General features: G+C 46.4%; 27 protein-coding genes. 8 read left to right on the top strand and 19 right to left on the bottom strand.

Translation table 11 applies throughout. The annotated features are described in order from the left end of the window. Positions 1-86: 86 nt before the first annotated feature. The 9 genes from rplI to Q9M42_RS04615 all read right to left on the bottom strand — a co-directional run bounded on the left by rplI (position 87) and on the right by Q9M42_RS04615 (position 6656). Positions 87-530 carry a 50S ribosomal protein L9 gene (gene rplI / locus Q9M42_RS04655; protein WP_022792967.1) on the bottom strand — a complete coding sequence of 148 codons (444 nt, stop codon included), beginning with the start codon at positions 528-530 and terminating at the stop codon, positions 87-89. Further along, positions 527-2497: a DHH family phosphoesterase gene (locus tag Q9M42_RS04650; protein ID WP_322525358.1), complete on the bottom strand. Its 1971-nt coding sequence runs from the start codon at positions 2495-2497 to the stop codon at positions 527-529. The genes rplI and Q9M42_RS04650 overlap by 4 nt, the downstream gene beginning before the upstream one ends. 12 nt (positions 2498-2509) lie before the next feature. Continuing rightward, on the bottom strand, positions 2510-3448 hold the full coding sequence (locus Q9M42_RS04645) for a YybS family protein (RefSeq protein WP_322525357.1): 939 nt from the start codon (positions 3446-3448) through the stop codon (positions 2510-2512). Between the two features lie 251 nt (positions 3449-3699). Next, a complete protein-coding gene (locus Q9M42_RS04640; RefSeq protein WP_322525356.1) occupies positions 3700-3837 on the bottom strand; it encodes a hypothetical protein in 138 nt (45 codons plus the stop codon). 152 nt (positions 3838-3989) lie between these two features. Beyond that, complete coding sequence (gene rpsR, locus Q9M42_RS04635; protein ID WP_022792963.1) at positions 3990-4226, bottom strand: 30S ribosomal protein S18; 237 nt, start codon at positions 4224-4226, stop codon at positions 3990-3992. 44 nt (positions 4227-4270) lie between these two features. After that, a complete protein-coding gene (gene ssb / locus Q9M42_RS04630) occupies positions 4271-4759 on the bottom strand; it encodes a single-stranded DNA-binding protein (RefSeq protein ID WP_091615222.1) in 489 nt (162 codons plus the stop codon). Positions 4760-4786: 27 nt separating this feature from the next. After that, complete coding sequence (gene rpsF / locus Q9M42_RS04625; protein WP_022792961.1) at positions 4787-5074, bottom strand: 30S ribosomal protein S6; 288 nt, start codon at positions 5072-5074, stop codon at positions 4787-4789. A 138-nt stretch (positions 5075-5212) separates the two neighbouring features. After that, the gene (gene ychF, locus Q9M42_RS04620) at positions 5213-6313 is read right to left on the bottom strand and encodes a redox-regulated ATPase YchF (RefSeq protein WP_322525355.1); all 1101 of its coding nucleotides are present in this window, start codon (positions 6311-6313) and stop codon (positions 5213-5215) included. A 154-nt stretch (positions 6314-6467) separates the two neighbouring features. Next, entirely contained in the window at positions 6468-6656 is a 189-nt protein-coding gene (locus tag Q9M42_RS04615) for a DUF951 domain-containing protein (protein ID WP_022792959.1), read from the bottom strand. A gap of 208 nt (positions 6657-6864) precedes the next feature. Here Q9M42_RS04615 and yyaC point away from each other — a divergent pair, with 208 nt between their 5' ends. After that, a complete protein-coding gene (yyaC, locus tag Q9M42_RS04610) occupies positions 6865-7587 on the top strand; it encodes a spore protease YyaC (RefSeq protein ID WP_322525354.1) in 723 nt (240 codons plus the stop codon). On the opposite strand, the gene Q9M42_RS04605 is transcribed toward yyaC, so the two are convergent. Further along, positions 7525-8235: a DUF554 domain-containing protein gene (locus Q9M42_RS04605; protein ID WP_322525353.1), complete on the bottom strand. Its 711-nt coding sequence runs from the start codon at positions 8233-8235 to the stop codon at positions 7525-7527. The two genes, yyaC and Q9M42_RS04605, sit on opposite strands and share 63 nt — an antisense overlap. A gap of 277 nt (positions 8236-8512) precedes the next feature. On the opposite strand from Q9M42_RS04605, the gene Q9M42_RS04600 reads away from it, so the two are divergent. Continuing rightward, entirely contained in the window at positions 8513-8971 is a 459-nt protein-coding gene (locus tag Q9M42_RS04600; RefSeq protein ID WP_322525352.1) for a GNAT family N-acetyltransferase, read from the top strand. A 77-nt stretch (positions 8972-9048) separates the two neighbouring features. On the opposite strand, the gene Q9M42_RS04595 is transcribed toward Q9M42_RS04600, so the two are convergent. The 9 genes from Q9M42_RS04595 to rpmH all read right to left on the bottom strand — a co-directional run bounded on the left by Q9M42_RS04595 (position 9049) and on the right by rpmH (position 17478). Beyond that, a complete protein-coding gene (locus Q9M42_RS04595) occupies positions 9049-9897 on the bottom strand; it encodes a ParB/RepB/Spo0J family partition protein (RefSeq protein WP_322525351.1) in 849 nt (282 codons plus the stop codon). Next, positions 9878-10651, bottom strand: a complete 774-nt coding sequence (locus Q9M42_RS04590) for a ParA family protein (RefSeq protein WP_022792953.1) — start codon at positions 10649-10651, stop codon at positions 9878-9880. The genes Q9M42_RS04595 and Q9M42_RS04590 overlap by 20 nt, the downstream gene beginning before the upstream one ends. A 40-nt stretch (positions 10652-10691) precedes the next feature. Continuing rightward, complete coding sequence (gene noc, locus Q9M42_RS04585) at positions 10692-11534, bottom strand: nucleoid occlusion protein (RefSeq protein WP_322525350.1); 843 nt, start codon at positions 11532-11534, stop codon at positions 10692-10694. Positions 11535-11651: 117 nt separating this feature from the next. Continuing rightward, positions 11652-12365 (bottom strand): 16S rRNA (guanine(527)-N(7))-methyltransferase RsmG, encoded by a 714-nt coding sequence (gene rsmG, locus Q9M42_RS04580; protein ID WP_322525633.1) that lies wholly within the window; start codon positions 12363-12365, stop codon positions 11652-11654. A gap of 128 nt (positions 12366-12493) precedes the next feature. Then, complete coding sequence (gene mnmG, locus Q9M42_RS04575; protein ID WP_322525349.1) at positions 12494-14374, bottom strand: tRNA uridine-5-carboxymethylaminomethyl(34) synthesis enzyme MnmG; 1881 nt, start codon at positions 14372-14374, stop codon at positions 12494-12496. 46 nt (positions 14375-14420) lie between these two features. Beyond that, positions 14421-15797, bottom strand: coding sequence for a tRNA uridine-5-carboxymethylaminomethyl(34) synthesis GTPase MnmE (gene mnmE / locus Q9M42_RS04570; protein WP_322525348.1), 1377 nt, complete (start codon positions 15795-15797; stop codon positions 14421-14423). A gap of 218 nt (positions 15798-16015) precedes the next feature. Further along, positions 16016-16651, bottom strand: a complete 636-nt coding sequence (gene jag, locus Q9M42_RS04565) for an RNA-binding cell elongation regulator Jag/EloR (RefSeq protein ID WP_322525347.1) — start codon at positions 16649-16651, stop codon at positions 16016-16018. 226 nt (positions 16652-16877) lie between these two features. Further along, positions 16878-17240 (bottom strand): ribonuclease P protein component, encoded by a 363-nt coding sequence (gene rnpA, locus Q9M42_RS04560; protein WP_322525346.1) that lies wholly within the window; start codon positions 17238-17240, stop codon positions 16878-16880. A 100-nt stretch (positions 17241-17340) separates the two neighbouring features. Then, positions 17341-17478 (bottom strand): 50S ribosomal protein L34, encoded by a 138-nt coding sequence (gene rpmH / locus Q9M42_RS04555; protein ID WP_079474470.1) that lies wholly within the window; start codon positions 17476-17478, stop codon positions 17341-17343. A gap of 624 nt (positions 17479-18102) precedes the next feature. On the opposite strand from rpmH, the gene dnaA reads away from it, so the two are divergent. The 6 genes from dnaA (at position 18103) to gyrB (ending at position 24586) form a co-directional block, all read left to right on the top strand. Further along, the gene (gene dnaA / locus Q9M42_RS04550; RefSeq protein WP_322525345.1) at positions 18103-19443 is read left to right on the top strand and encodes a chromosomal replication initiator protein DnaA; all 1341 of its coding nucleotides are present in this window, start codon (positions 18103-18105) and stop codon (positions 19441-19443) included. Between the two features lie 147 nt (positions 19444-19590). Further along, entirely contained in the window at positions 19591-20733 is a 1143-nt protein-coding gene (gene dnaN, locus Q9M42_RS04545; protein ID WP_322525344.1) for a DNA polymerase III subunit beta, read from the top strand. A 202-nt stretch (positions 20734-20935) separates the two neighbouring features. Further along, positions 20936-21160 (top strand): S4 domain-containing protein YaaA, encoded by a 225-nt coding sequence (gene yaaA / locus Q9M42_RS04540; RefSeq protein WP_322525343.1) that lies wholly within the window; start codon positions 20936-20938, stop codon positions 21158-21160. A 10-nt stretch (positions 21161-21170) separates the two neighbouring features. Further along, positions 21171-22289, top strand: coding sequence for a DNA replication/repair protein RecF (recF, locus tag Q9M42_RS04535; protein ID WP_322525342.1), 1119 nt, complete (start codon positions 21171-21173; stop codon positions 22287-22289). Between the two features lie 13 nt (positions 22290-22302). Next, a complete protein-coding gene (gene remB / locus Q9M42_RS04530; protein ID WP_022792942.1) occupies positions 22303-22587 on the top strand; it encodes an extracellular matrix regulator RemB in 285 nt (94 codons plus the stop codon). An 82-nt stretch (positions 22588-22669) separates the two neighbouring features. Further along, the gene (gene gyrB, locus Q9M42_RS04525) at positions 22670-24586 is read left to right on the top strand and encodes a DNA topoisomerase (ATP-hydrolyzing) subunit B (RefSeq protein WP_322525632.1); all 1917 of its coding nucleotides are present in this window, start codon (positions 22670-22672) and stop codon (positions 24584-24586) included. The last annotated feature ends 97 nt before the right edge of the window (positions 24587-24683 follow it).

Genomic DNA, 24683 nt, shown 5'->3' with positions numbered 1-24683 from the left:
CTCTATAGAACGTGTTGAAAAAAGAGCCTGGTTCTTACCCTCTGTTTATGACGGGGGAACAGGCTCTTTATTCATCCACGCAGCTGTTACTCTTCCGTCACGTGTACGTTTACGACAGCTGTGACTTCAGGATGAATCTTGATTGGTACTTTGGTGTAGCCAAGTGAACGAATCGGCTGGTCAATTTCTATTTTACGTTTATCCACTTTCATATTCATGCTTTTCAGCTTTTCTGCAATCTGCTTTGTGGAAACCGCTCCGAACAAGCGTCCACCTTCTCCTGCTTTGGCAGTAAGCTCTACGTCTGTTTTTTCGAGCTGCTCCTTAAACTTCTTCGCCTGCTCAAGCTCTTCCTGCTCACGTTCTTTTTGTTTTTTCTGCGTAGCTTCCAGGTCCCGCAGATTGCCTTTGCTTGCTTCCACAGCAAGGTTCTTCTTTAATAAATAGTTTCTGGCGTACCCTTCAGATACGTCTGCAACTTCACCTTTTTTTCCCTGGCCTTTTACGTCTTGTTTCAGTATGACTTTCATTCGGATGTGCCCCCTTGCAAATATTCATCAATGGCCTGCTTCAGGCGTTTTTCCGCTTCTTCAATCGTAGTATCGGTCAACTGCGTTGCCGCATTCGTTAAATGACCGCCTCCGCCTAAAGCTTCCATTATTAACTGCACGTTCACTTCACCAAGCGAACGGGCGCTGATACTAATTTTATCATCCTGACGCTTAGATATCACAAATGAACCTTTGATATCGTTCATCGTAAGCAGGGTGTCCGCTGCCTGAGCGATTAAAATCTGGCCGTACATTTCATCTTCCGCAGCGGCGGCAACAGCCATTCCGTCACGGTAGACCTCCGCCCGCTCGATAAGATGCGATCGCTCCACGTATTGATCGAGGTCTTCTTTTAAGAGCATCTGCACCATAGTCGTATCGGCACCGTGCATTTTTAAAAATGAAGCTGCATCGAACGTTCTCGATCCGGTTCGGATAGCGAAGCTTTTCGTATCCACAATAATGCCTGCAAGCATCGCTGTTGCTTCAAGCACATCCATACTGAGCTTTTTCGGCTGGTACTCCAGAAGCTCTGTTACAAGCTCAGCTGTGGATGAAGCGTACGGCTCCATATATACAAGCACCGGATCTTCAATGAACTCTTCTCCGCGGCGGTGATGATCAAGAACAATCGTACGGTTCACGCGGTCAATCAACCGCGGCTCGATAACCATGGAGGGTTTGTGTGTATCCACGACAACGAGCAGCGTATGCTTCGTCACTTCATCCATTGCTTCTGACGGCGTAATAAATTGAGACCACAGGTATTCATGGTTTTCGATTTCTTCCATCAGCTTTTTCACGTCCGGGTTAATTTCATCCGGATCTACGACGACATACGCATCTGTATTATTTACCTCAGCGATTTTAAGCACGCCAATCGCAGCACCAATAGCATCCATATCCGGATTTTTATGGCCCATCACAATGACCTGGTCGCTTTCGAGAACAAAATCACGCAGCGCGTGGGAAATAACTCTGGCGCGCACCCGGGTACGCTTTTCGACCGCATTGGACTTCCCGCCGTAAAAACGCACCTTCCCGTTCGCGTCCTTGATGGCTACCTGGTCGCCTCCACGTCCGAGTGCGAGATCGAGACTGGACTGGGCCAGTGAACCAAGCTCCTGCAGGGACGGCTCGCCCGAACCGATACCGATGCTCAGGGTGATGGTCACCTTCTCTTTACTCGTAATATCACGTACGTAATCGAGCAGCTCAAACTTTGTCTGCTCAAGATGATCAAGGGCGTCCTGATTCATGATAGCAATAAACCGGTCCACAGCGATGCTGCGCAGTAAAATGTCATGATCCCCCGCCCACTCATTCAAAGCGGTAGTCACATGACTCATCAGCCGGCTTCTTGTCTGATCGTCCATGCCCTGAGTAACTTCGGTGAAATTATCCAAATAAATAAATGCCACAACTGATTTCTCTTTTTGATACATCGCCTGAATATCCGTCGTTTCAGTCATATCAAAAAAATACAGCAGCCGCTCTTCGCGGTGAATATAAACGGTATAATGACGATTTCTCATCGTTAAATGTATTTCGCTTTCCCCCTGCTTAATCGCTGCACCCAGACGTTCAGATACAGTACTGATCGGCTTTCCCATGAACTCTTTCGGCAGGTAGGAAAGAATGAAGGGGTTCGCCCACTGTATCTGATAATTCTTGTCATACAGCAGTATGCCGATAGGCATTTCGGTAACCGCTTCTTCCCCCGCCTTGTTCACACGGTGGGTCAGCGTAGATATATACCGTTCAAGCTCTTTTTCAAATGAACGCTCCGCCTGGATAACATAAATAGCCAAAGCTCCGAGCAGGAAAAATCCTACAGCTCCTATTTCCCATTGAAACCAGGTGAGAAAGGCAAGTGCTATTCCGGCTAGTATGAACAATCCGACGATATGATAGCCGTACCACCGCCGTATTAAAAACTTCGGCATGTAACTCAACCCCTACTTCGTGTCGGTTTGAATGCGTTGCTTTAAGTTTAGACCTAAATCTATTATACCTAATATGCGGGCCAAAAATAATGCTATTGTTGATAATAATATACTCCCGACGATAATGAGAACCCCGTAGTATTTCGGATAGGATTTAGCATGCAGGAAATAAAAGATCACGGTAAAGCCCTGAATAGCTACAGCCAGCTCCAAAAGAGGAAAAAGATTCATAACAACAATATACATAGCTGTGCCTTCTTCAAGCCCGATCAGAATAAATATGGAACCGGTCAAATAATACCATATGAGAGACCTCGGAAAATTCCAGTTTCGAAAAGCCGGAAACTGCTGATAATCCATCCGGACACGCTTCAAAATAACATGGGCGAACACCTGGGTTATAAATGAAAGAATAATGCCTGTACCAATAAGGAGTACCGGACCGATGTATTGAACCAGTGTGACCATCTCTGCTAAGGCATCCAGATTTGAGGTATTCTGATCGATACTCTCCATCATGCTTCTCGCCTGGGCAATAGAGTCATTCAGTGTTTGCTGGATTAATTGAATCGGATCAATATTAAACAGAAGAACCGAACTTAAATAAAATAAAACCAGGCCGATAATATAAGCCACAGTTCCTGCAGCAAAAACGGCAAAAGCCGGCTTTTTTTGATGAATAAGCGCACCTGCTGCAATGCCACCAAGACCGAAAATCAAAGCAGTCGGAAAACCAATACCGCCCGTAAACAAAGTCGCAAGCAGCGCACAGACGATAAACATAAAAATGCCCGGCTTCCATCCGTTTCTTGCCACAAAAATAATAAACGGAAGCGGCATCGCTATCGTTAATATACTTCCGACGACCGGCACAAAGATCAACAGCAGTACCAGCACCAGGAAAATAGCGCTAAAGACGGCTGCTTCTGCGACACTTCTAGCATTTTTCACTTCACGTTCACCTCATTTACAAAGGCAGTCAAATAAATGTACAGCAGCCGCCCGATTGCTTTCACTCCCACATTATCCCAGTGCTGCCTTTATCTCTTCGTATTCATGGAAATTCCATTCGTTCATTTTAGCTTATTCCTTTTCAAAAAGAAAGACGAACAGCCGAATAGTCAAAGGCTGTACATATCTAAAAAAACGCTGACTTCCGTCAGCGCCTTATTTCGTTTATTTATCTGCGGCCGGGCTTCTATTTATTCTTCATTCGGTAGTTTGAAGGAAGATTCGTTTGGAACCTCCGCTTCTATGTTCTCATCTGCGGTCTGAATATCATCCTGCTTCAGTTCTTCAAGCTGTTTATTAATTTTCGTAATATAAGATTGAACGTCCATGTGAAAACCTCCTTCCCGGTATATAAAACGCTTTAACAATTACTTCATTTATACCCCGGGGAGGGAGCAGACTAAACATACAGCCAGCTTCCACACAATAAAACACCCTTTCCCGGGCATAAGACCTGGAAAAGGGTGTTTAAATGTTTCCCTTACTGCTCGCGCACAAAAGGAAGCAATGCTACGTGACGGGAACGCTTGATAGCGCGGGTCAGCTTACGCTGATATTTCGCACTCGTACCAGTTACGCGGCGTGGAAGAATCTTCCCTCTTTCTGAAATAAACTTCTTCAAGAGTTCAGTATCTTTGTAATCGATATGAGTAATTTTGTTTACTGTGAAGTAACAAACTTTCCGTCTTTTTCCTCTACGACGTGCTGCTGCTGCCATTGTTTATCCTCCTTTATAAAAGATTGTTTATGCTCTCAGGGGTTTTAGAATGGCAAATCGTCATCTGAAATGTCGATTGGCTGCCCGTTATCCGAAAACGGATCATCGTTTAAATTAGACGAATCGCGATTTTGCTGGCCTGAACCTGAGCTCTGGCTGCTCTGCTGCTGAGAATAGCCGCCTCCCTGCGAAGAACCTCCGCCTCCGGACGCTCCGCGCGGTTCAAGGAACTGCACGCTCTCCGCCTGAACTTCTACTACCGTTACACGACGGCCTTCCTGGTTTTCATAGCTCCGGCTCTGCATACGTCCATCCACACCGGCCAGGCTGCCTTTTTTCAAGTAATTGGCCACATTTTCTGCCTGCTTCCGCCAAATGACGCAGTTAAGAAAGTCTGCTTCGCGTTCGCCCTGCTGGTTGGTAAATGGACGATTTACCGCAATGCGAAAGTTAGCGACTGCTACGCCGTTCGGGGTATAACGCAGATCAGGGTCCGCGGTCAGCCGACCGACTAACACGACACGATTTATCATTTAAACCCCTCCTGATTGTTAATGAAATTAGTCGTCGTTACGAACAACTAAGTGGCGGATTACGTTATCATCGATTTTAACCAGACGGTCAAATTCGTTGGTAGCGTCCGCGGTGCCTTTAATATAGGTTACAACGTAATACCCGTCACGAAAATCGTTGATTTCGTATGCGAGACGTTTTTTTCCTACTTCGTCTACTTTTTCAATTTCAGCGCCGTTATCCGTTAAGATTTTGTTGTACCGTTCGATTGTGTTTTTGACACCATCTTCGTCAACATTCGGGCTGATAATGTAAAGTACCTCATAATTCCGCATGCTGCGTCACCTCCTTTTGGTCTTCGGCTCTTCTCCGGTGGAAAAGAACAAGGAGCAAAAAACGCTTATCCGTTTTTAACTCGCAAGTTAAAATTATATCAGCTTGAATTGCATTTTACAATATTCCCAGAGGAAAAATTAAACGTTAAAGCGGAAATGAACGACGTCGCCGTCCTTAACGATATATTCCTTGCCTTCAAGCCTTACCTTGCCTGCCTCTTTGGCGCTGTTCATTGCACCTGCCTGCATCAGGTCTTCGTAGCCGACAACCTCGGCACGGATAAAGCCTTTTTCAAAATCACTGTGAATTACCCCGGCAGCCTGGGGAGCTTTTGTATTTTTGCGTATCGTCCAGGCTCTTACTTCCGGCTCGCCTGCAGTAAAATACGTCTGCAGGCCAAGCAGGGAATAAGCTTCCCGGATCAGCTGGTCAAGCCCCGGCTCTTCAATACCGAGGTCCTGAAGAAATTCATTTTTTTCTTCTCCTTCAAGCTCCGCGAGTTCTTCTTCAATTTTCCCCGAAATAACTACAACGCCCGCACCTTCAGCTGCTGCGAATTCTTTGACGCGGGAGACGTGCTCATTGTCTTCTTCTTCCATTAAGTCGTCTTCGCTGACGTTGGCGACGTATAATACCGGCTTCATCGTGAGAAGCTGGAAGCCTTTGACGATTTTCAGCTCTTCCTCAGTCCATTCCAGGCTGCGCACGGGCTGCTCTTCTTTCAGTGCTTCGACGATCTTTTCGAGTACCGCATGCTCCTGCATTGCGTCTTTATCCTTGGACTTGGCAAGCTTTGCTACTTTATCGATCCGCTTTTCTGCTGTTTCAAGGTCTGCAAGAATCAGTTCCAGGTTAATTACTTCGATGTCATGGATCGGATCTATTTTTCCGGAAACGTGAGTGACGTCATCACTGTCAAAGCAGCGTACCACGTGGGAAATAGCGTCCACTTCACGGATATGAGAAAGGAATTTATTTCCCAGGCCTTCCCCTTTGCTCGCCCCTTCAACAATGCCGGCGATATCTGTGAATTCAAATGCTGTAGGAATCGTTTTTTTCGGCTGGAACATATTTGTTAACTGTTCTAGCCTGCTGTCCGGCACTTCCACAATACCTACGTTCGGGTCAATTGTGCAGAACGGATAGTTGGCAGACTCCGCTCCCGCCTGAGTGATCGCGTTGAACAATGTTGACTTCCCAACGTTCGGAAGTCCGACTATACCTGTAGTTAAAGCCATTTATTATTTCCTTCTTTCTTTCAATTAATATTTCTCTAAACATAACAAAGAGGACAACCGCAGCTGTCCTTAAAAGCAACTCTTTATCGTTAGTATATTGCTTTGAGTATAGTATAATTTCACTTTTGCGACAACAAGAGCAGCTTTACCGGAATTATTCGAGCACCTTTTTCACCTTTTTACTGAATTCTTTTCTCGGAAGCATCACGCTATGCCCGCACCCTTCGCACTTAATCCGGATATCGGCGCCCATCCGGATAATTCTCCAGCGGTTTACACCACACGGGTGCTGTTTTTTCATTTCTACAATACTATTGATATCAAAAGGCTGCTTTTCCACCATGAGTCCTGTTTTCTCCTTTCTTCTCATCTCACCTGAACGTTTCGATACTTTTTATCCTATCGTAATCCGTCAAAAACCTCAATTAAACGATCATCTTTCTGCCCGGGAGCGGCTTTTGCTTAAATACGACAGTTATTTTTACCCAAACGCGGGTATAGTAGGCTAATACAATTTTTTTGGGGAGAATTCTGGAAAGGAGTTATCTGCTATGGGAAAAAAAGCTGTTTCACGTGAAGCCTACCGTACTCACTGTCACGTCAGCATGGATGAGCCCGGAAGTGCTGGAGAGCTGGCGGACTGTCTGGCCGGTCATATCCGGGAGCGTGTCACAGATGAAGATATCGTCCTGGTCTGTATCGGCACAGACCGCTCCACCGGAGATTCTCTAGGGCCTTTAACCGGAAGCAAGCTTCTTGAAAAGCAACTGGAAAACTTTTATATATACGGCACTCTCCAGTACCCGGTACATGCTGTTAATTTAGAAGAAACGCTTTCGATCATTGCAGCAGAGCATCCGCATGCTTTTATTATCGCTGTGGACGCCTGTCTTGGTTATCTTCAGAATGTAGGGAAAGTTACTTTAAATGAAGGAGGAGTAACTCCGGGAGCTGCAATGAAAAAGCAGCTTCCAATGGTTGGAGATATGCACATTAACGGCATAGTGAATGTCAGCGGAATGATGGAATACTTCGTACTGCAAAATACCAGGCTGTATACTATCGACACAATGGCTTCTTTAATAGCAGATAGCTTCCTTCTTGCCGACCGATCAATCTCAAAGCAGCATGTTCTGCAGGAGGAAGAAGCCACCACCCCTCCGGTAACTTTCCATAACGAGGACGACCATGTCCGCTTTCTCCGGGAGGCTTCATCCGCCGACCAGACGGATAATAAACACAAAAAAAGCCACCATCGGTATCGCCGGAAGTAGATTTGCCACCCGGATTTCTAAAAGACCTGCTAGCTTTAGTCCGATAGCAATAATCATCACGCCGCCGGTGGCCGTCATTTCAGTAATAAAGGTATCCATGGCCTCCTGCGGCACCAGCCTGTCAATCTGGACGGCAAAAAGGGCAATGGACCCCTGGTAAATAACGACTGGAATAAAAGAAAATAACACACCAATCCCCATAGTCGTTGTAAAAATAAGCGCTGAAAATCCGTCCAGCATTGATTTTGTAAATAAGACATCGTGCTCCTGACGCAGCCCGCTGTCCATTGCTCCAAGCACCGCCATCGCTCCCACCACGTATACCAGCGTGGCAGTTACAAAACCTTTGGCTACCGTGTTCTCTGTACCGCTGCTTCCCATTCGTTTTTCCACCCACTGGCCGACCGACTCCAGACCATCTTCGATTCGCAGGCGCTCTCCCGCCCAGGCTCCAGTTACCAGACTGCCCACGACAATTAAAAATTGTTCTGTCTGCAGTCCCATCTGAATGCCGAGAAGAACAACCGCCAGCGCCAACGCCTGCATAATAGTTGTTTTCATTCTTTCCGGTATACGGTGAAACAATAACCCCATTAATGATCCAATAATAATAGTCACTCCGTTGACCAATGTTCCTGTCAGCACCATAAATGTCCGCTCCCTTTTTCCATTTATTTCTTTATTTCTCTCTGTATATTCTTTTGAAATCCTTTGGGGATGCGCTGATAAGCTGCAGTCCAACTGCTAGAAGCAATGGTGAGCCTCTCCATCCTGTGCTTTTGGCTATTGATTTTTGAGCCTTTTGGACTGGCTTTAAATATTTTACTATAAATGAACTGGAGCGGGCTTGCCCTAAACGGCAAAGGTTACATAGCTGATGTCTTTTATCGTTCTTTCCGCACTTTCATTGCAAGGAGAGATTATAATGATCGTCCTGTTACCCAATCATAAATACGATACTGCTAAAAGTATTCTTGCTGTGCAGCAGCAAGCCTACTATACAGAAGCTATGCTTATAGACAATTTTGATATTCCTGCTCTAAATGAAACCGTAGAATCTATCCGTTCATCGAAGGAAACCTTTGTTGGCTACTTTGTGGAGGGTGAGCTCCGCGCTTTTATTGCTTATGAGTACCAGGAGAAAAAACTGCAAATTACACGACTCGTCGTCCACCCGGATTTCTTCCGGCGGGGCTTTGCCTCTTATCTGCTGAAATATTTATTAAATCACCATCTCGACACTTTAATTTACGCCTACACCAGTGAAAAGAACCAGCCGGCAATCGACCTTTACCATTCATTCGGATTTGTCATTTCCCGCACATTCAGTCTTTCCGATGGGCACCCAATGGTGGTGCTTGAGCGCGTTTCCTCCTATGCCTGATATTGTTCACCGGCCTCTATCTTTAAATTCACAAAAATTAGCAAAGGCTCCCGGTTCATGAACCGGGAGCCTTTGCTTTATTCTTTTTCTTCACTCAGAAGCTGAAGAATCCGATCCAGGTCCTCATCCGAAAAGAATTCGATTTCAATCTTTCCTTTATTTTTTCCCTGCTGTATAGAAACGGAGGTACCAAAATATGATTGGAGTTCCTCAGCTTTTTGTTCAAGGAAAGGAGAGGCCGGCTGTTTTTGCTTTGTTTCACGTGGAACACCCTCGTTCATCTGCTGAACAAGTGCTTCCGTCTGCCTGACATTGAGTGCCTGTTTAACAATCTGTTCGCTTACCTTCACCGCCAGCTCTTTCTTTTTCAATCCAAGAAGCGTTCTGGCGTGCCCCATGGAAATCTCCTTGGTCTCAACGAGCTTTTGCACTTCTGCCGGCAGCTGCAGAAGCCGGATATAATTGGCAATGTGCGGTCTGCTCTTTCCGAGCCGCTTGGACAGTTCATCCTGAGTAATGTCGAGTGATTCCACCAGACGCTGATACGCATGGGCTTCTTCTAATGGATTCAGGTCTTCCCGCTGCAGATTTTCAATTAACGCGACTTCCATCATCCGCTCATCGCTTAAATCCTTTACGATCGCCGGAATTTCTTTTAGGCCTGCCGCTGAGGCAGCACGGAACCGCCGCTCTCCCGTAACAATATCGTACCCTTTAATACTTTTGCGGACGAGAATGGGTTGCAGGACACCAAACTCCGCCACAGATTGCTTCAGCTCTTCAATCGCCTCTTCTTCAAATCGTTTTCTGGGCTGATAAGGGTTCGGCCGTAATTCCTGTACTGGTACGGCAGTGATTTGATCTTCGTTGCCGCCTGTTTCTTCCGGAAAAAAAGCGTTCAATCCTCTACCTAGACCTTTGGCCACCAGCAACCACTTCCTTTGCTAATTCTAAATAGACCTCGGCACCCTTAGACTTTGCGTCATACATAATAATTGGAAGACCGTGGCTTGGAGCTTCCCCAAGACGTATATTCCGGGGAATAATCGTTTCGAATACTTTTTCTTGAAAATATTTTTTCACTTCTTCTATAACCTGAAATCCAAGATTGGTCCTTGCGTCGAGCATCGTAAGCAGGACCCCTTCGATTTCCAGGTCATGGTTTAAGTGCTTTTGCACAAGCCGGACCGTATTGAGCAGCTGGCTCAATCCTTCCAGGGCATAGTACTCACACTGCACAGGGATTAAAATCGAGTCCGAAGCGGAAAGCGCGTTGATCGTTAAAAGTCCAAGGGAGGGAGGGCAATCGATTATTATGTAGTCGTACTGCGCAGCCACATCCTCCAATGCATTTTTCAGCCTTATTTCCCGGGAAATAGTGGAGACCAGCTCAATTTCTGCCCCGGAAAGCTGTATGGTGGCAGGTACTACGTCCAGTTGTTCCAAGGCTGTGCCCCGGACAATATCACGAATATCCGTGTCCTCAACGAGAACGTTATACACGCATTTTTCAACGTCCCCTTTTTCAATGCCGGCCCCGCTGGTGGCGTTACCCTGCGGGTCAATGTCCACGAGAAGCACCCGCTGTCCTACATGTGCCAGACAGGCACTAATGTTTACTGCTGTTGTTGTTTTCCCAACGCCGCCTTTCTGGTTGGCGATAGCAACAGTTTTTGCCATCGATACACCTACTTTCCCAGTTCCATGCTGTTCTTCTTATTTACTGCTTCGATTTTGGTATTCGAATGGTCACCTGATAATAACCATCATAGTCTTCTTCATTAGTATCAATTGTCATACCGCTTTTCGTCACCATGTCTATCGACTCCCGGATCGTATTTAAGGCAATACGGGTATCCCTGGAGACGTGCTTTTTCGGCTGCTTTGTCTTTTTCGGCTTTGGATCAAGCATAGCAGCAATTTTATCTTCCGTCTGTTTCACGTTCCAGTCCTTTTCAATGGCCTCATCAACGATACGATCCTGGCGCTCCGCCTCCGGAAGCTTCAGAAGCGCTCTAGCATGCCGTTCGGTAATTTCTTTTTCTGACAGCTTCTCCTGAACGTATTCAGAAAGATGTAGCAGGCGAAGCTTGTTAGCGATGGTCGACTGACTTTTTCCCAGCCGCTGCGCCAGACTTGCCTGCGTGAGCTGATTCATTTCAAGCAGCCTGGCGTATGCAGCTGCCTCTTCAAGCGCTGTTAATGCTTCTCGCTGAAGGTTTTCAATGAGCGCAATTGAAGCCGTCTGGGTATCATTAAATTCTTTCACCAGCGCCGGGATCTCTTTCCATCCAAGCTTCTGCGAAGCGCGCCAACGCCTTTCACCAGCAATAATTTCATAGCCTCCGGACTGCTTTCTGACCGTTATTGGCTGCAGAAGGCCGTGCGTCTGCAGCGATTGAGCTAACTCCGAAAGCTTTTCATCTGAAAAGATGGTCCGTGGCTGAAAAGGATTTGCCATGATTTGATGGATGGGAATCATTTTAACTTCGTGTTCATTAATGCCGCTTTTTTCAGCCTGGTTGTCCCCCAGACCGAACCATTTTTGAATCGACTGTTTCATACCCGTATATCACCTCACTTAAAAACTGCGGCCTATGATGTTTCACTAGTGGATTTCGTACATTTGCTCTTTTCATTCTATCACGTTTCTAAGGGTTGTCGAATGAGCCGTAGGTGATTATAAAGGATTTTTTGCCGGGGTCCCTGGTTTTCTTGGATACGCTTTTGGGGTCTTTTTCTTTTTTTCGAATGTTAATAGCACTCGTTCGCTCTGTTCTTCCGGGAGTTTCATTTTCTTCGGGGCCAATACTTCTGCTTCTAATTTTACCAGCGCGTTGTCTGCCTCATGCAGTTCCTCTTCCCCGCTGGCTCCCTTCCACGCAATGAAAACACCTCCTGGCTTTACAAACGGCAGGCAGAGCTCGAGCAGTACTGGAAGCTTAGCCACAGCACGGGCACTCGCTGCGTCAAACTGATCCCGGTACGCCGTTTGACGCGCCAGCTGCTCGGCCCGGTCATGGATAAGGGTCACTCCTTCAAGCCCAAGCTCACTGACGATTTCCTCTAAAAAACCGATGCGTTTTTTTAAAGAGTCGACAATCGTAACCTGAAGCTCCGGAAAGCAGATCTTGAGAGGCAGACTTGGGAAGCCGGCTCCTGAACCGACATCGATCAGAGTGCCTTCTGCCTTAAAGGCCGAAAGGGAAGCCCCGGTAAGAGAATCATAAAAATGTTTTTCATATACCTCCCCTTCTTCAGTAATGCCTGTCAGATTCATGCGCTCATTCCATTCCACGAGCAGCTGATAATACTGCTCAAACTGCTTTTTCTGTTTATCGTCCAAAGAAATATGTATGGCTTCAAGCCATTCCGGAAACGTTTCTTTACTCATTCTTTCTTTCCTGCCCTTCACTGGATAATACGACAACACTCACCCTCCTGGTGCTTACCCCCCAGCAAAACGGAGTTGTCTTAAAAAAAGCCCCTGCTTTCAGTAAGCAGGGGCTTGATCACGTACTGTTACGTCGTTGCCATACGGCCCTGTTCAATATACACAAGCAGTATAGATATATCGGACGGATTCACTCCGGATACACGGGATGCCTGTCCGACAGAAAGCGGACGTACTTCTGAAAGCTTTTGTCTCGCTTCAATCGCAATACCCGAGATGGAGTGGTAATCGATGCTTTCTGGAATTTTTTTCTCTTCCATTTTTTTCATCCGCTCGACCTGTTCAAGCTGTTTGGAAATATATCCTTCGTATTTCACCTGAATTTCCACCTGCTCGGCTACATCTGGCGCAATAGACGAAGGCGCGTCTGCAAATGGAGCAACATCAGCATAACCGATTTCCGGCCGCTTCATCAGATGGGCCGCCGAAGCTGCTTCCTTCATCGCTGTTGAACCGCGGGAAATGAGCATATCATTAATTTCTTCATGCGGCTTCAGAGTAAAGCTCTCCAATCGTTTTTTCTCAGCCTCGATCGATTCTTTTTTATGCACAAATCGTTCGTAGCGGGCCTCCGGAACTAATCCGATCTCATGACCGATATCGGTTAGACGCAGATCGGCATTGTCATGACGGAGAAGCAGGCGGTATTCGGCTCTCGACGTTAACAGGCGATATGGTTCGTTGGTGCCCTTAGTGACCAGATCATCAATCAAAACCCCAATATACGCATCCGAACGGTCAAGGATGACGCCTTCCTTGCCCTGTGCTTTGCAGGCTGCGTTGATTCCGGCCATAATTCCCTGCCCAGCAGCTTCTTCGTAACCCGAAGTACCGTTAATCTGACCGGCAGTAAAGAGACCTTCCACGGTTTTTGTTTCAAGGGTCGGCCATAGCTGCGTCGGAACAATTGCATCATATTCGATCGCATATCCCGGGCGCATCATTTTTACGTTTTCAAGTCCCGGGATCGTTTTGAGTATGCCGAACTGAATGTCCTCCGGAAGACTGGTTGAGAGCCCCTGCACGTAAACTTCATCTGTATTTCTGCCTTCGGGTTCGAGGAAAATCTGGTGCTTCGGCTTGTCGTTAAAACGGACAATTTTGTCTTCAATTGAAGGGCAGTACCTCGGACCAGTTCCTTCGATCATACCGGAGTACATCGGAGAGCGCTGCAGATTGTTTGTAATCAGCTCATGCGTTTCTGCGCCGGTATAGGTGAGCCAGCACGGCAGCTGATCAGTAATGAATTCCACCGTTTCGTAGGAAAAGGCACGCGGCTGCTCGTCGCCGGGCTGGATCTCTGTTTTGCTGTAATCGATGGAATTACTGTTCACCCGGGGAGGCGTGCCGGTTTTAAACCGTACCATATCGAGCCCGAGCGCTTTAATGCTGTCCGATAAATTGATGGAGGGCTGCATGTTATTGGGACCACTTTCGTACGCAAGTTCTCCAAGAATAATCTTGCCGCGCAGATAAGTGCCCGTTGTCACTACGACCGAGGAAGCGTAATAGCTCGCGCCAGTATTAGTGACTACGCCTTTACATACGTTATCTTCAACGATCAACTCCTCAACCAGTCCCTGGCGAATCGTTAAATTGTCTGTGTTCTCAAGGGTCCGCTTCATTTCCTGCTGATAAAGAAATTTATCAGCCTGCGCACGGAGCGCCTGAACTGCCGGTCCCTTTCCTGTATTAAGCATCCGCATCTGGATATGGGTTTTATCAATATTTTTAGCCATTTCTCCGCCGAGCGCATCAATTTCGCGGACAACGATGCCTTTTGCCGGCCCTCCTACGGACGGGTTGCACGGCATAAACGCTACAGCGTCCAGGTTCAGCGTCAGCATCAATGTATTAGCTCCCATGCGCGCAGAAGCAAGCCCTGCTTCTACGCCCGCATGTCCGGCGCCGATGACAATCGTGTCATAATTTCCTCCGTTGTAACTCATTACGGTTCCTCCTTCTAGTATTACCCTCCGCCTGCAGCGGATGTATCTATTTTCCGAGACAAAACTGGGCAAACAGCTGATCAATTAATCCGTCGTGCACGTTTTCCCCGACAATTTCTCCGAGCTGTTCCCAGGCCCGGGTAATATCAATTTGTACCATGTCTACTGGCACTCCCATTTCCACGGCTTCCAAAGCGTCATTCACCGAACGTTTTGCCTGATTTAACAACCCAATATGGCGGGCATTGGACAAATAATTCATGTCCGCTGCCTCCACCCCTTCATCAAAAAAGAGGTGGGCAATTGCTTCTTCAAGACTATCGATGCCTTCATCATTCAGAAAAGAAGCGGCAATAATCGGCCGGCCGGATGTATACTCCCGGAGTTCTTCCTCATCCACCTGCTTGGGGAGATCCGTTTTATTCATTATAACAATAACATTCATGCCTTGAACTGCCTGAAATAATGCTCGGTCTTCATCGGACAGCGGCTCTGCACTATTGATGACAAGAAGAATCAGTTCCGCTTCCTGCAGCACCTGGCGAGAGCGTTCTACGCCGATCTTTTCCACAATATCTTCAGTTTCACGTATACCGGCGGTGTCAATTAAACGAAGGGGCACCCCCCGGACGTTTACATACTCCTCGAGCACGTCTCTTGTGGTGCCGGGCACTTCCGTGACAATTGCTTTGTTTTCATGTACCAAATTATTCATCAGGGAGGATTTTCCCACGTTCGGCCGGCCGATAATCGCTGTGCCAAGTCCTTCACGCATAATTTTTCCCTGCCGGGCCGTTACGAGAAGCTGATCGATCTCTTCGCCGACAAACGAAACATTTTCTTTCAAAACATTTGTCGTCACAACATCAGCATCAAATTCAGGGTAGTCAATATTCACTTCCACATTGGCTACTGTTTCAAGAAGCTTCTGGCGAAGCTTGCGGATGCGTTCGGAAAGCCTTCCTTCAACCTGCTTTAAGGCACTCTGCATGGCCCGGTCGGTTTTAGCTCTGATCAGGTCCATGACACCTTCCGCCTGTGTAAGATCAATACGCCCATTTAAAAATGCCCGTTTCGTGAACTCTCCAGGCTCCGCGAGCCGTGCTCCCTGGCTTAATACATTATCAAGGACACGATTGACCGAAACCAGTCCTCCGTGACAGTTAATTTCCACGATATCTTCTCTTGTAAATGTTTTTGGAGCCCTGAGGACAGAGATCATGGATTCTTCAATCACGGAGCCGTCCGCTGGGTCGATAATATGCCCGTAATGGATCGTATGGGTTTCCACGTCATGAAGAGATTTTTTGCCTTTATACACATGATCCGCAATATTTAGCGCTTCGTCTCCGCTCAGGCGGACAATCGCAATAGCCCCTTCCCCGCTCGGAGTCGAAATCGCGGCAATTGTATCTGTTTCCATTCATCAACCCTCCCTGGGTTTTTCTTCATCTATTAGACACACGAAAAGGACGACACCTTTTTCGGCATCGCTTTCGTCAGTTTCCTTATATGCTTCTAACTAAATAGAATATCATATGAACGCAGTTCGAAAAAGGTTTTTATCCACATGTGGATAACCTGTGTACATCTGCCTGTTTCTTTTAAAAAACCGCCCGGCAGTCCAGGCGGCAATTTGTCTCATTTTAACTTTTCTTTTACACCGGGCGTAATTACTACGTGACGCCTCGGTTCTTTTCCTGAAGACGTTGTTTCAATATTTTTATGCTGATGCAGGGTCTGATGAATAATTTTTCGTTCCGCTGCATCCATAGGCTCAAGTTTAATTGTTTTGGCTTCCCGGAGAGCTTTTCCGGCCATCCGCTCTGCAAACCGCTGCAGCGATTCTTTTCGTTTCCCACGGTAATTTTCAGCATCAAGTACTATATGCTGTTTGGCGTCAGCATACTTATTGGCGGCTGTATTCGTAAGATGCTGGAGCGCATCGAGGGTCTTTCCGCGTTTTCCAATCAGAAGGCCGAGAGAAGAGCCTTTGATCTCCATCGCAGTATGCTTTCTTAGGATCTGTACTTCCACTTCTGCTTCTACGTTCATAGCCTGAACCAGATCTTTTAAGTATGCAGCCGCTTCCTCCACAGGGTCGACCCGAAGGAATACTTCTATGGAAGCCTGCTTCGCTCCAATACCGAGAAATCCTTTTCTTGGTTCTTCAAGCACCTGGTACTCGATACGGTCTATTGTCGTTTCCCACTCCCGCACAGCTGTATCTAAAGCTTCTTCTACTGTTTTCCCCGAAACCTTCATCGATTGGTTCACCGTTACCCCGCCCTCCTCATTCCTTACGTTCTCAGTACCCGCTTTTCGTTTATTATGGGCATCTATAGGCATATGCTGCACATACATGTATGTGTAAAGTGATTTTGAGTTTATTTACGCACGGTTTCTGTAAACAATTTCTTCAGCACCGGCAGAAATCCCTCTATTTTAAAAGTATTTTTCGCTCCCAGACGCTTATCAGTCAGAAGCGAAAACAGCTTTTTGTCTACTTGGTGGGCTTTGCTTTACCTGAGTTTAACAAACCGGCTTTTTTAAATACATGGGTCAGACTTTTTTTCGTTTCATGGTAATCCATATCCGCTACCGGTTTCCTGGCTATCACTACCAGGTCATAGCCTCCGGGGATCCGGGGTTCAAGCTCCGATACAGCTTCACGCAGATAGCGCTTGATCCGGTTGCGCATTACGGCGTTTCCCATCCGCTTGCTGACTGTAAGTCCTGCCCGGTAATGAACCTGTTCCTCTTTTTTTAAGGTATAAAGCACAAATTGCCGGTTAGCAAAGGAAGTTCCGTGCGCAAAAATATAGCTGAATTCGTGATTCTTTTTTAAACGATTGTGCTTTTTCATCACCCGGTTCCCCCTTTTCCTATAATAACCGCCGGCATTTTTATTTTTCTTTCCGGCTGAAGACAGAAAAAAAGACCACTGGATAAAATCCGTGGTCTTCTTATGCAGATAATACTTTTCTACCTTTACGACGACGATTTTTCAAAACCTGACGACCGTTCTTTGTTCCCATTCTCGCACGGAAACCGTGTACTTTTTTACGCTTCCGGTTGTTAGGGGTAAATGTTGGTTTTCCCATAGTGTATCGCACCTCCTTAAGGAGTAATAAACGTTCGAAAACATTCCCGTAAATTATATAGAGAATAAGAAAAACTGTCAACCACCCCCTGACCGATATCACCGGCTGTTTTTCCTGCATTTGTGCCCAGCAATTTTTCCCTGCTGTGTGGATAAACAAAAGCGAACATAAAAAATGCCCACAGCGTTATGAACAACCTGTACACATAATCTAGTGCTGTGGATAGTTTCTATACACAAGTTCTTGAGTTTGTGGATAAACAAATATGTTCCCGTTGTTATTCATCTTTTTATTTGCTATCATGGATTAAGTTTCTGTTAATAACATTCCATGCAATGCAACCTTATCCACAGCTGTTGATAACTTTGTGGATAATTTTCCACAGCCATTGGACAATGTTATTCACAGCCCTGTGCATTATGTGTATTTCTTTTTTTACATAATTTTATTATTATTGCACAATAATTTTATAACGCATACAATATGCATCTCCCGCATATTCACTTATTGGGTTTCTTTCTTTCACCATGATAAGATAGAAGCCTTTTCTGTCTTTCCGGCGATTTGAGTCTCCAGCCAAACCATTGTATACTGCTAAACCTGTACGAGAGGAGTGCGTCCTTATTGGAAAATATTACTGATTTATGGAACCAGACATTGGAACTAATGCAGGAAAAAGTAAGTAAACCAAGCTATGAAACGTGGTTGAAAGCGACAGAGGCCTCGGATCTTCAAGGAGATACCGTAATTATTGAAGCACCGAATGAGTTTGCCCGTGACTGGCTTGAGAGCCGTTATACAAACCTGATTACTGACGCTTTAGAAGATATTACCGGCTCCGCGCTGCAGGTGAAATTTGTGATCCCGCAGGCTGAAGTTCCAGTTGAAAACGAACCAGTGCCCCCAAAAGCAGCTCCGTCCGACTCCAGCCAGGACCCTCCAAAGAGCATGCTGAATGATAAGTACTCATTTAATACTTTCGTGATCGGCTCCGGGAACCGTTTTGCCCACGCTGCATCGCTTGCAGTAGCTGAAGCACCAGCCAAAGCGTACAATCCATTGTTTATTTACGGCGGTGTCGGCCTTGGAAAAACCCACTTGATGCATGCCATCGGCCATTACGTTATTGATCACAATCCAAATGCCAAAGTTATGTACCTGTCCTCTGAAAAGTTTACCAATGAATTTATCAATGCTATCCGGGACAACAAAGCTGTGCATTTCCGGAACAAATATCGAAACGTCGATGTACTGCTTATCGACGATATTCAGTTTTTAGCAGGAAAAGAGCAGACCCAGGAAGAGTTTTTCCACACCTTTAATGCTCTTCATGAAGAAAGCAAACAAATTGTTATTTCCAGCGACCGCCCGCCAAAGGAAATACCAACGCTTGAAGACCGGCTCCGCTCCCGGTTTGAATGGGGATTAATCACTGATATCACGCCGCCGGACCTGGAAACAAGAATCGCTATTCTGCGCAAAAAAGCGAAAGCGGAAATGCTCGACATTCCAAACGAGGTCATGCTCTATATTGCCAATCAAATCGATACAAACATTCGTGAACTCGAGGGGGCACTCATCCGTGTCGTCGCTTATTCTTCGTTGATCAATCAGGACATGAATGCTGACCTTGCGGCTGAAGCTTTAAAAGATATCATTCCTACCGCCCAACCTAAGACAGTCACTATTGAGCATATCCAGGAACGGGTGGCCACCCAGTTTCAGATGCCTGTGCCGGAATTAAAAGCAAAGAAGCGTACAAAGAGCATTGCTTTTCCACGTCAGATCGCCATGTATCTGTCCCGGGAAATGACGGATGCCTCTCTGCCGAAAATAGGTGAGGCTTTTGGAGGCAGAGACCACACCACCGTCATTCACGCCCACGAAAAAATATCAAATCTGATGTCGACAGATACAGAACTGCAAAAAACTGTCCAGGGGATCATCGATCAATTACGCACATAGGTGTGGATAATGACCCGAAGTTATGCACAGCTTATTCACAACTATAAATGCCTGATTTAGCAGTTCAAACCTTATTTATCCACATTACTAACAAGCCCTACTACTATTACTACTTTAAAAACAATATATATAAAGGGAGATGACCTAATGCATTTCACCGTCGATCGAGATCAATTTGTGCAACATGTACAAAACGTAAATAAAGCTGTCTCCTCCAGAACGACAATTCCAATACTGACAGGAATTAAAATCGTTGCAGCCGCTGATGGCGTAACGTTAACGGGCAGTGATTCTGATATATCCATCGAGACGTTCATTCCCACAGAGGAAAACGATAATCAGTATGTTCAGGTGCAGGAGCAGGGGAGCATTGTACTCCAGGCCCGTTTTTTTGCGGAAATAGTAAAAAAGCTTCCAGGAGAAGAAATTGAAGTCGTCGTACAGGATCAGTTCGCGACTACGATCCGTTCCGGCTCTGTCGTATTTAACCTGAATGGTCTGGACCCAGAAGAATACCCACGGCTTCCCAAACTGGATGATACAAATATGTTCCATCTGCCGCAGAGCTTACTTAAGGATATGATCCGCCAGACAGTTTTTGCCGTGTCGGCCCAGGAAACGCGACCAGTGTTGACAGGTGTAAACCTTGAAAGTGAGAACGGAGAACTGATCTGTACTGCTACAGACAGCCACAGGCTTGCTCTCCGGAAAGCAAATCTCGAAGCAGGTTCGGATGCACCTGATCTGTCCAACATTGTCATTCCAGGTAAAAGCCTGAATGAGTTAAGCCGTCTGTTGAGTGATGATGATTCCACGGTGGAAATTATTATTACGGAAACCCAGGTAATGTTCCGTTTTCCACATCTCCTGTTTTATTCCCGGCTTCTTGATGGGAAATATCCGGTCACAAAAAATATGATTCCTTCTGAAACGAAAACCGGGGTTGAGCTGTCTACGAAAGAATTATTGCAGTCACTTGACCGGGCTTTGCTGCTTTCAAGAGAAACAAAAAACAACGTGATCAACTTAAAAACACTCGGGGACGGAAGGGTGGAGATCAACTCCGTTTCCTCCGAAATTGGGAAAGTGACGGAAAACATCGATTGTGATAAAATAGACGGAGAAGAACTTCGCATTTCGTTTAACGGAAAAAATATCACAGATGCCCTAAAAGTAATCGACAGTGAAAAAATTCATATTCAATTTACCGGGGCGATGAGCCCATTTGTGGTGCGACCGACAGACCATGATCAGATGCTGCATTTATTTTCGCCGGTACGCACGTATTAAAAGTTGAACAATTATACGGCCTTTTGTATAAAACAGGAGGCCGTTTTTCTTATGTTATGCTGACAGGGAATATGAAACGAATAGTGCGATATACTGGCATTTTCCGCTTATTTTTAGTAAAATATAAAGTATGAATGAAATATGTTCGGAAACAGGCAGAAATAATAATTATGCTTTAATATCCGGCGTCGGGAGGATCGATATGGGAGAGGCGATTAATATCACAACCGAATATATAACACTCGGCCAGTTCCTCAAAGAAGCTGGAATCATCGATACAGGTGGTATGGCAAAGTGGTTTCTCTCCGAATTCGCTGTAGAAGTGAATGGAGAAGAAGAAGCCCGCAGGGGAAGAAAGCTATATCCAGGGGACGTAGTGGAAGTCGAAGAGAGCGGAAGCTTCACTATCGATACCGGCGAAGGATGAGTACAGGCCTGTGTATGTAAAAAACATTCGGCTCAAGCAGTATCGCAACTACGGTGATATTGCCTTGCAAATAGAGAACACTGTAAACGTTATTGTCGGGGAAAATGCCCAGGGAAAAACAAACCTGATGGAAGCTATTCATATGCTTGCTTTTGCGAAATCCCACCGGACTTCTAAAGACAGGGAATTGATTGGCTGGGACCACGAATTTGCCCGTATCGAAGCTTCAGTCGAGCGGGAGCAGCGTCATGTTGATCTCGAAGTTATTCTTTCGGCTAAAGGAAAAAAAGTAAAAAAGAATGGCATCGAACAAAAAAAGCTAAGCGAATATATAGGCGCATGCAACGTCGTCATGTTTGCCCCGGAGGATTTAAACCTTGTAAAAGGCGGGCCGAATATGAGGCGGCGTTTTATTGATATGGAGATTGGCCAGATCAGTCCGGTGTATCTTCACGATCTTTCCAAATACCAGCGCATTCTAAAGCAGCGTAACCAGCTGCTGAAGGGCATGTTTCCCGTGCCGAGCCGGGAGCAGGAATTAACACTTGAGGTCATCGATGAACAATACATCGAAGCAGCCGTGAAAGTAATCCAGCGGCGTTACGGATTTTTACAGCAGCTTGAAGGATGGGCCTCAGAGATTCATACACGGATCACACAGGACCGGGAGCAGCTTGAGCTGCAGTATGACCCTTCCGCAAACATTCATGCGGAAATGGAAGCCTCAGCACTCGCTGAACAGCTGCGGACAGAGCTTGAGCGCCGCAGGGAAAATGAAATCCGACGTGGACTGTCACTTGCAGGACCGCACCGGGATGAAATGAAGCTTCTGGTCAACGAAAGAGACGTACAGACATACGGATCCCAGGGCCAGCAGCGAACAGCTGCGTTATCGTTAAAAATGGCAGAGATAGAGCTGATCCGAGCTTATGTAGGAGAGTATCCGATCCTTCTCCTTGATGACGTTCTCTCTGAACTCGATCAGCATCGGCAGTCTCATTTACTTGACGCGATCCAGGGAAAAGTACAGACCTTTGTTACAACGACAAGCATTGAAAGCATCAAGCATGAGACAATCGAGCGGGCAACCGTGTTTACTGCCCGCCAGGGACAATTGGAAAAACAGTAGGTGGTGAATCACATTGTTTATACATTTAGGCGACGGCACCGTAATACGTTCAAAAGATGTCATTGCGATTTTAGACAGCAACAGTCAGGATTCTTCAAGTATTACAAGACAGTTCCTGCAGGCAGTCGAAAATGACGATAAAGAGCAAATTGCAGATTCCGAAGCAAAGTCCGTCGTAGTTACGAAAGAGAAGGTTTATTTCTCTCCTATTTCTTCGTTAACGCTGAAACGCAGATCGCAGATTATTTCAGAATATGATGAATATCATGAAGAAATACAGTCAGCCAAAGAGGACTAAGCTTATAAAGACATGAAAACGGCAGCATGTATTTACGGACTACACGCGAGATTTGATCCCGCAGGAAGCGAAGGTGAACAGATTGTCGATGAATCAAAATTCATATGATGAAAGTCAGATCCAGGTACTTGAAGGACTCGAAGCAGTCCGGAAGCGCCCAGGCATGTATATCGGCTCTACAACGTCCAGAGGACTTCACCATTTAGTGTGGGAGATTGTTGATAACAGCATTGATGAAGCCATGGGCGGCTATTGCGACCAAATATATATTACGATCGAAAAAGACAACAGCATCACCGTAGAAGACAACGGCCGTGGTGTGCCTGTCGGCATGCACGAAAAAATGGGAAGGCCGGCAGTGGAAGTTATTATGACCGTACTGCACGCCGGCGGTAAATTCGGCGGCGGCGGCTATAAGGTTTCCGGCGGTCTTCACGGTGTTGGGGCGAGCGTGGTGAACGCTCTTTCCGAAACGCTTGATATCGAAGTGCACAGGGAAGGCGAAATTTATCAGCAGGCTTACCGCCGCGGTATCCCGCAGCACGACCTCGAAAAAGTCGGCAAGACAGACAAACGGGGCACAAAGATCCGTTTCAAACCGGATTCAGATATCTTTGAAGAAACGACCGAGTTTGAATTTGAAACGCTCACTACCCGTGTACGGGAACTCGCGTTTCTCAACCGGGGACTCCATATTACATGTACGGATAAACGCCCGGAAGAAGAACAGGTGCAGTCCTACCATTACGAAGGCGGTATTGCTTCGTTTGTGGAATATCTGAACCGTCAGAAGGATACTCTTCACAAAGAGCCAATTTTTCTTGAAGCGAACCGCAACGATATTCAGGTGGAAGTTGCGATGCAGTATAACAACGGGTATACGAGCAATGTGTATTCGTTTGCGAATAATATTAACACCCATGAAGGTGGAACCCATGAGTCCGGATTCCGGACGGCACTGACGAGAGTTATTAACGACTATGCCCGTAAGAACAGCCTTTTCAAAGAAAACGATCCAAACTTAATCGGAGACGATGTGCGTGAAGGACTGGTCGCGATTGTCAGCGTGAAAATTCCGGATCCGCAGTTTGAAGGGCAGACAAAAACAAAGTTAGGGAACGGGGAAGCCCGGACTATTACAGATTCATTATTCTCGGAGCATTTTTCGAGGTTTATGAGCGAAAATCCGGACACGGCGAAAACGATCGTAGAAAAAGGGCTTATGGCTTCAAGAGCCCGGGACGCTGCGAAAAAAGCACGGGAGTTAACCCGTCGTAAAAGCGCCCTCGAAGTCAGTTCCCTGCCGGGAAAACTGGCCGACTGCACCTCGAAGGATGCGGCAAGCAGTGAAGTATATATCGTCGAAGGGGATTCAGCCGGCGGTTCAGCCAAACAGGGAAGGGACCGGCATTTCCAGGCTATTCTGCCGCTGCGCGGAAAAATTCTGAACGTGGAAAAAGCACGTCTGGATAAAATTCTTGCCAACAATGAAATCAGAACCATTATTACAGCTCTTGGAACGGGAATCGGCAACGAATTTGATATCGAAAAGGCTCGCTATCACCGGATTATTATTATGACGGACGCCGACGTGGACGGAGCCCATATCCGGACACTTCTGCTAACCTTCTTTTATCGTTATATGCGGCCGCTGCTTGAAAGAGGATATATTTATATTGCCCAGCCGCCTCTATACAAGGTCCAACAGGGCAAATACGTTCGCTATCTCTTTTTCGAGCGTGAGCTTCAGCCTGCCCTGGCCGAGCTCCCGGCGCAGCCAAAACCAAATCTTCAGCGCTATAAAGGGCTCGGGGAAATGAATCCGACCCAGCTTTGGGAAACGACCATGGATCCGGATTCCAGAACAACCATGCAGGTTACGCTTGAAGAGGCAATGGTGGCCGATGAAGTGTTTGAAACACTGATGGGCGATCACGTAGAGCCGCGTCGTGACTTTATCCAGGAAAACGCGCATTACGTACAGAACCTCGACGTATAAGAGCCGGCATTAAGGTGAAACAAAGAAACCCCCGCGGAAGATTAAAGCGGGGGTTTCTATCGAATATAGCAGAAACAGGCACTCAAGCCTGCTGGAA

This window comes from Marinococcus luteus (assembly GCF_034497705.1).
Taxonomy (GTDB): domain Bacteria; phylum Bacillota; class Bacilli; order Bacillales; family Marinococcaceae; genus Marinococcus; species Marinococcus luteus_A.
Note: the sequence above shows the minus strand (reverse complement) of the source record. Positions and strands in the feature narration are given on the sequence as shown.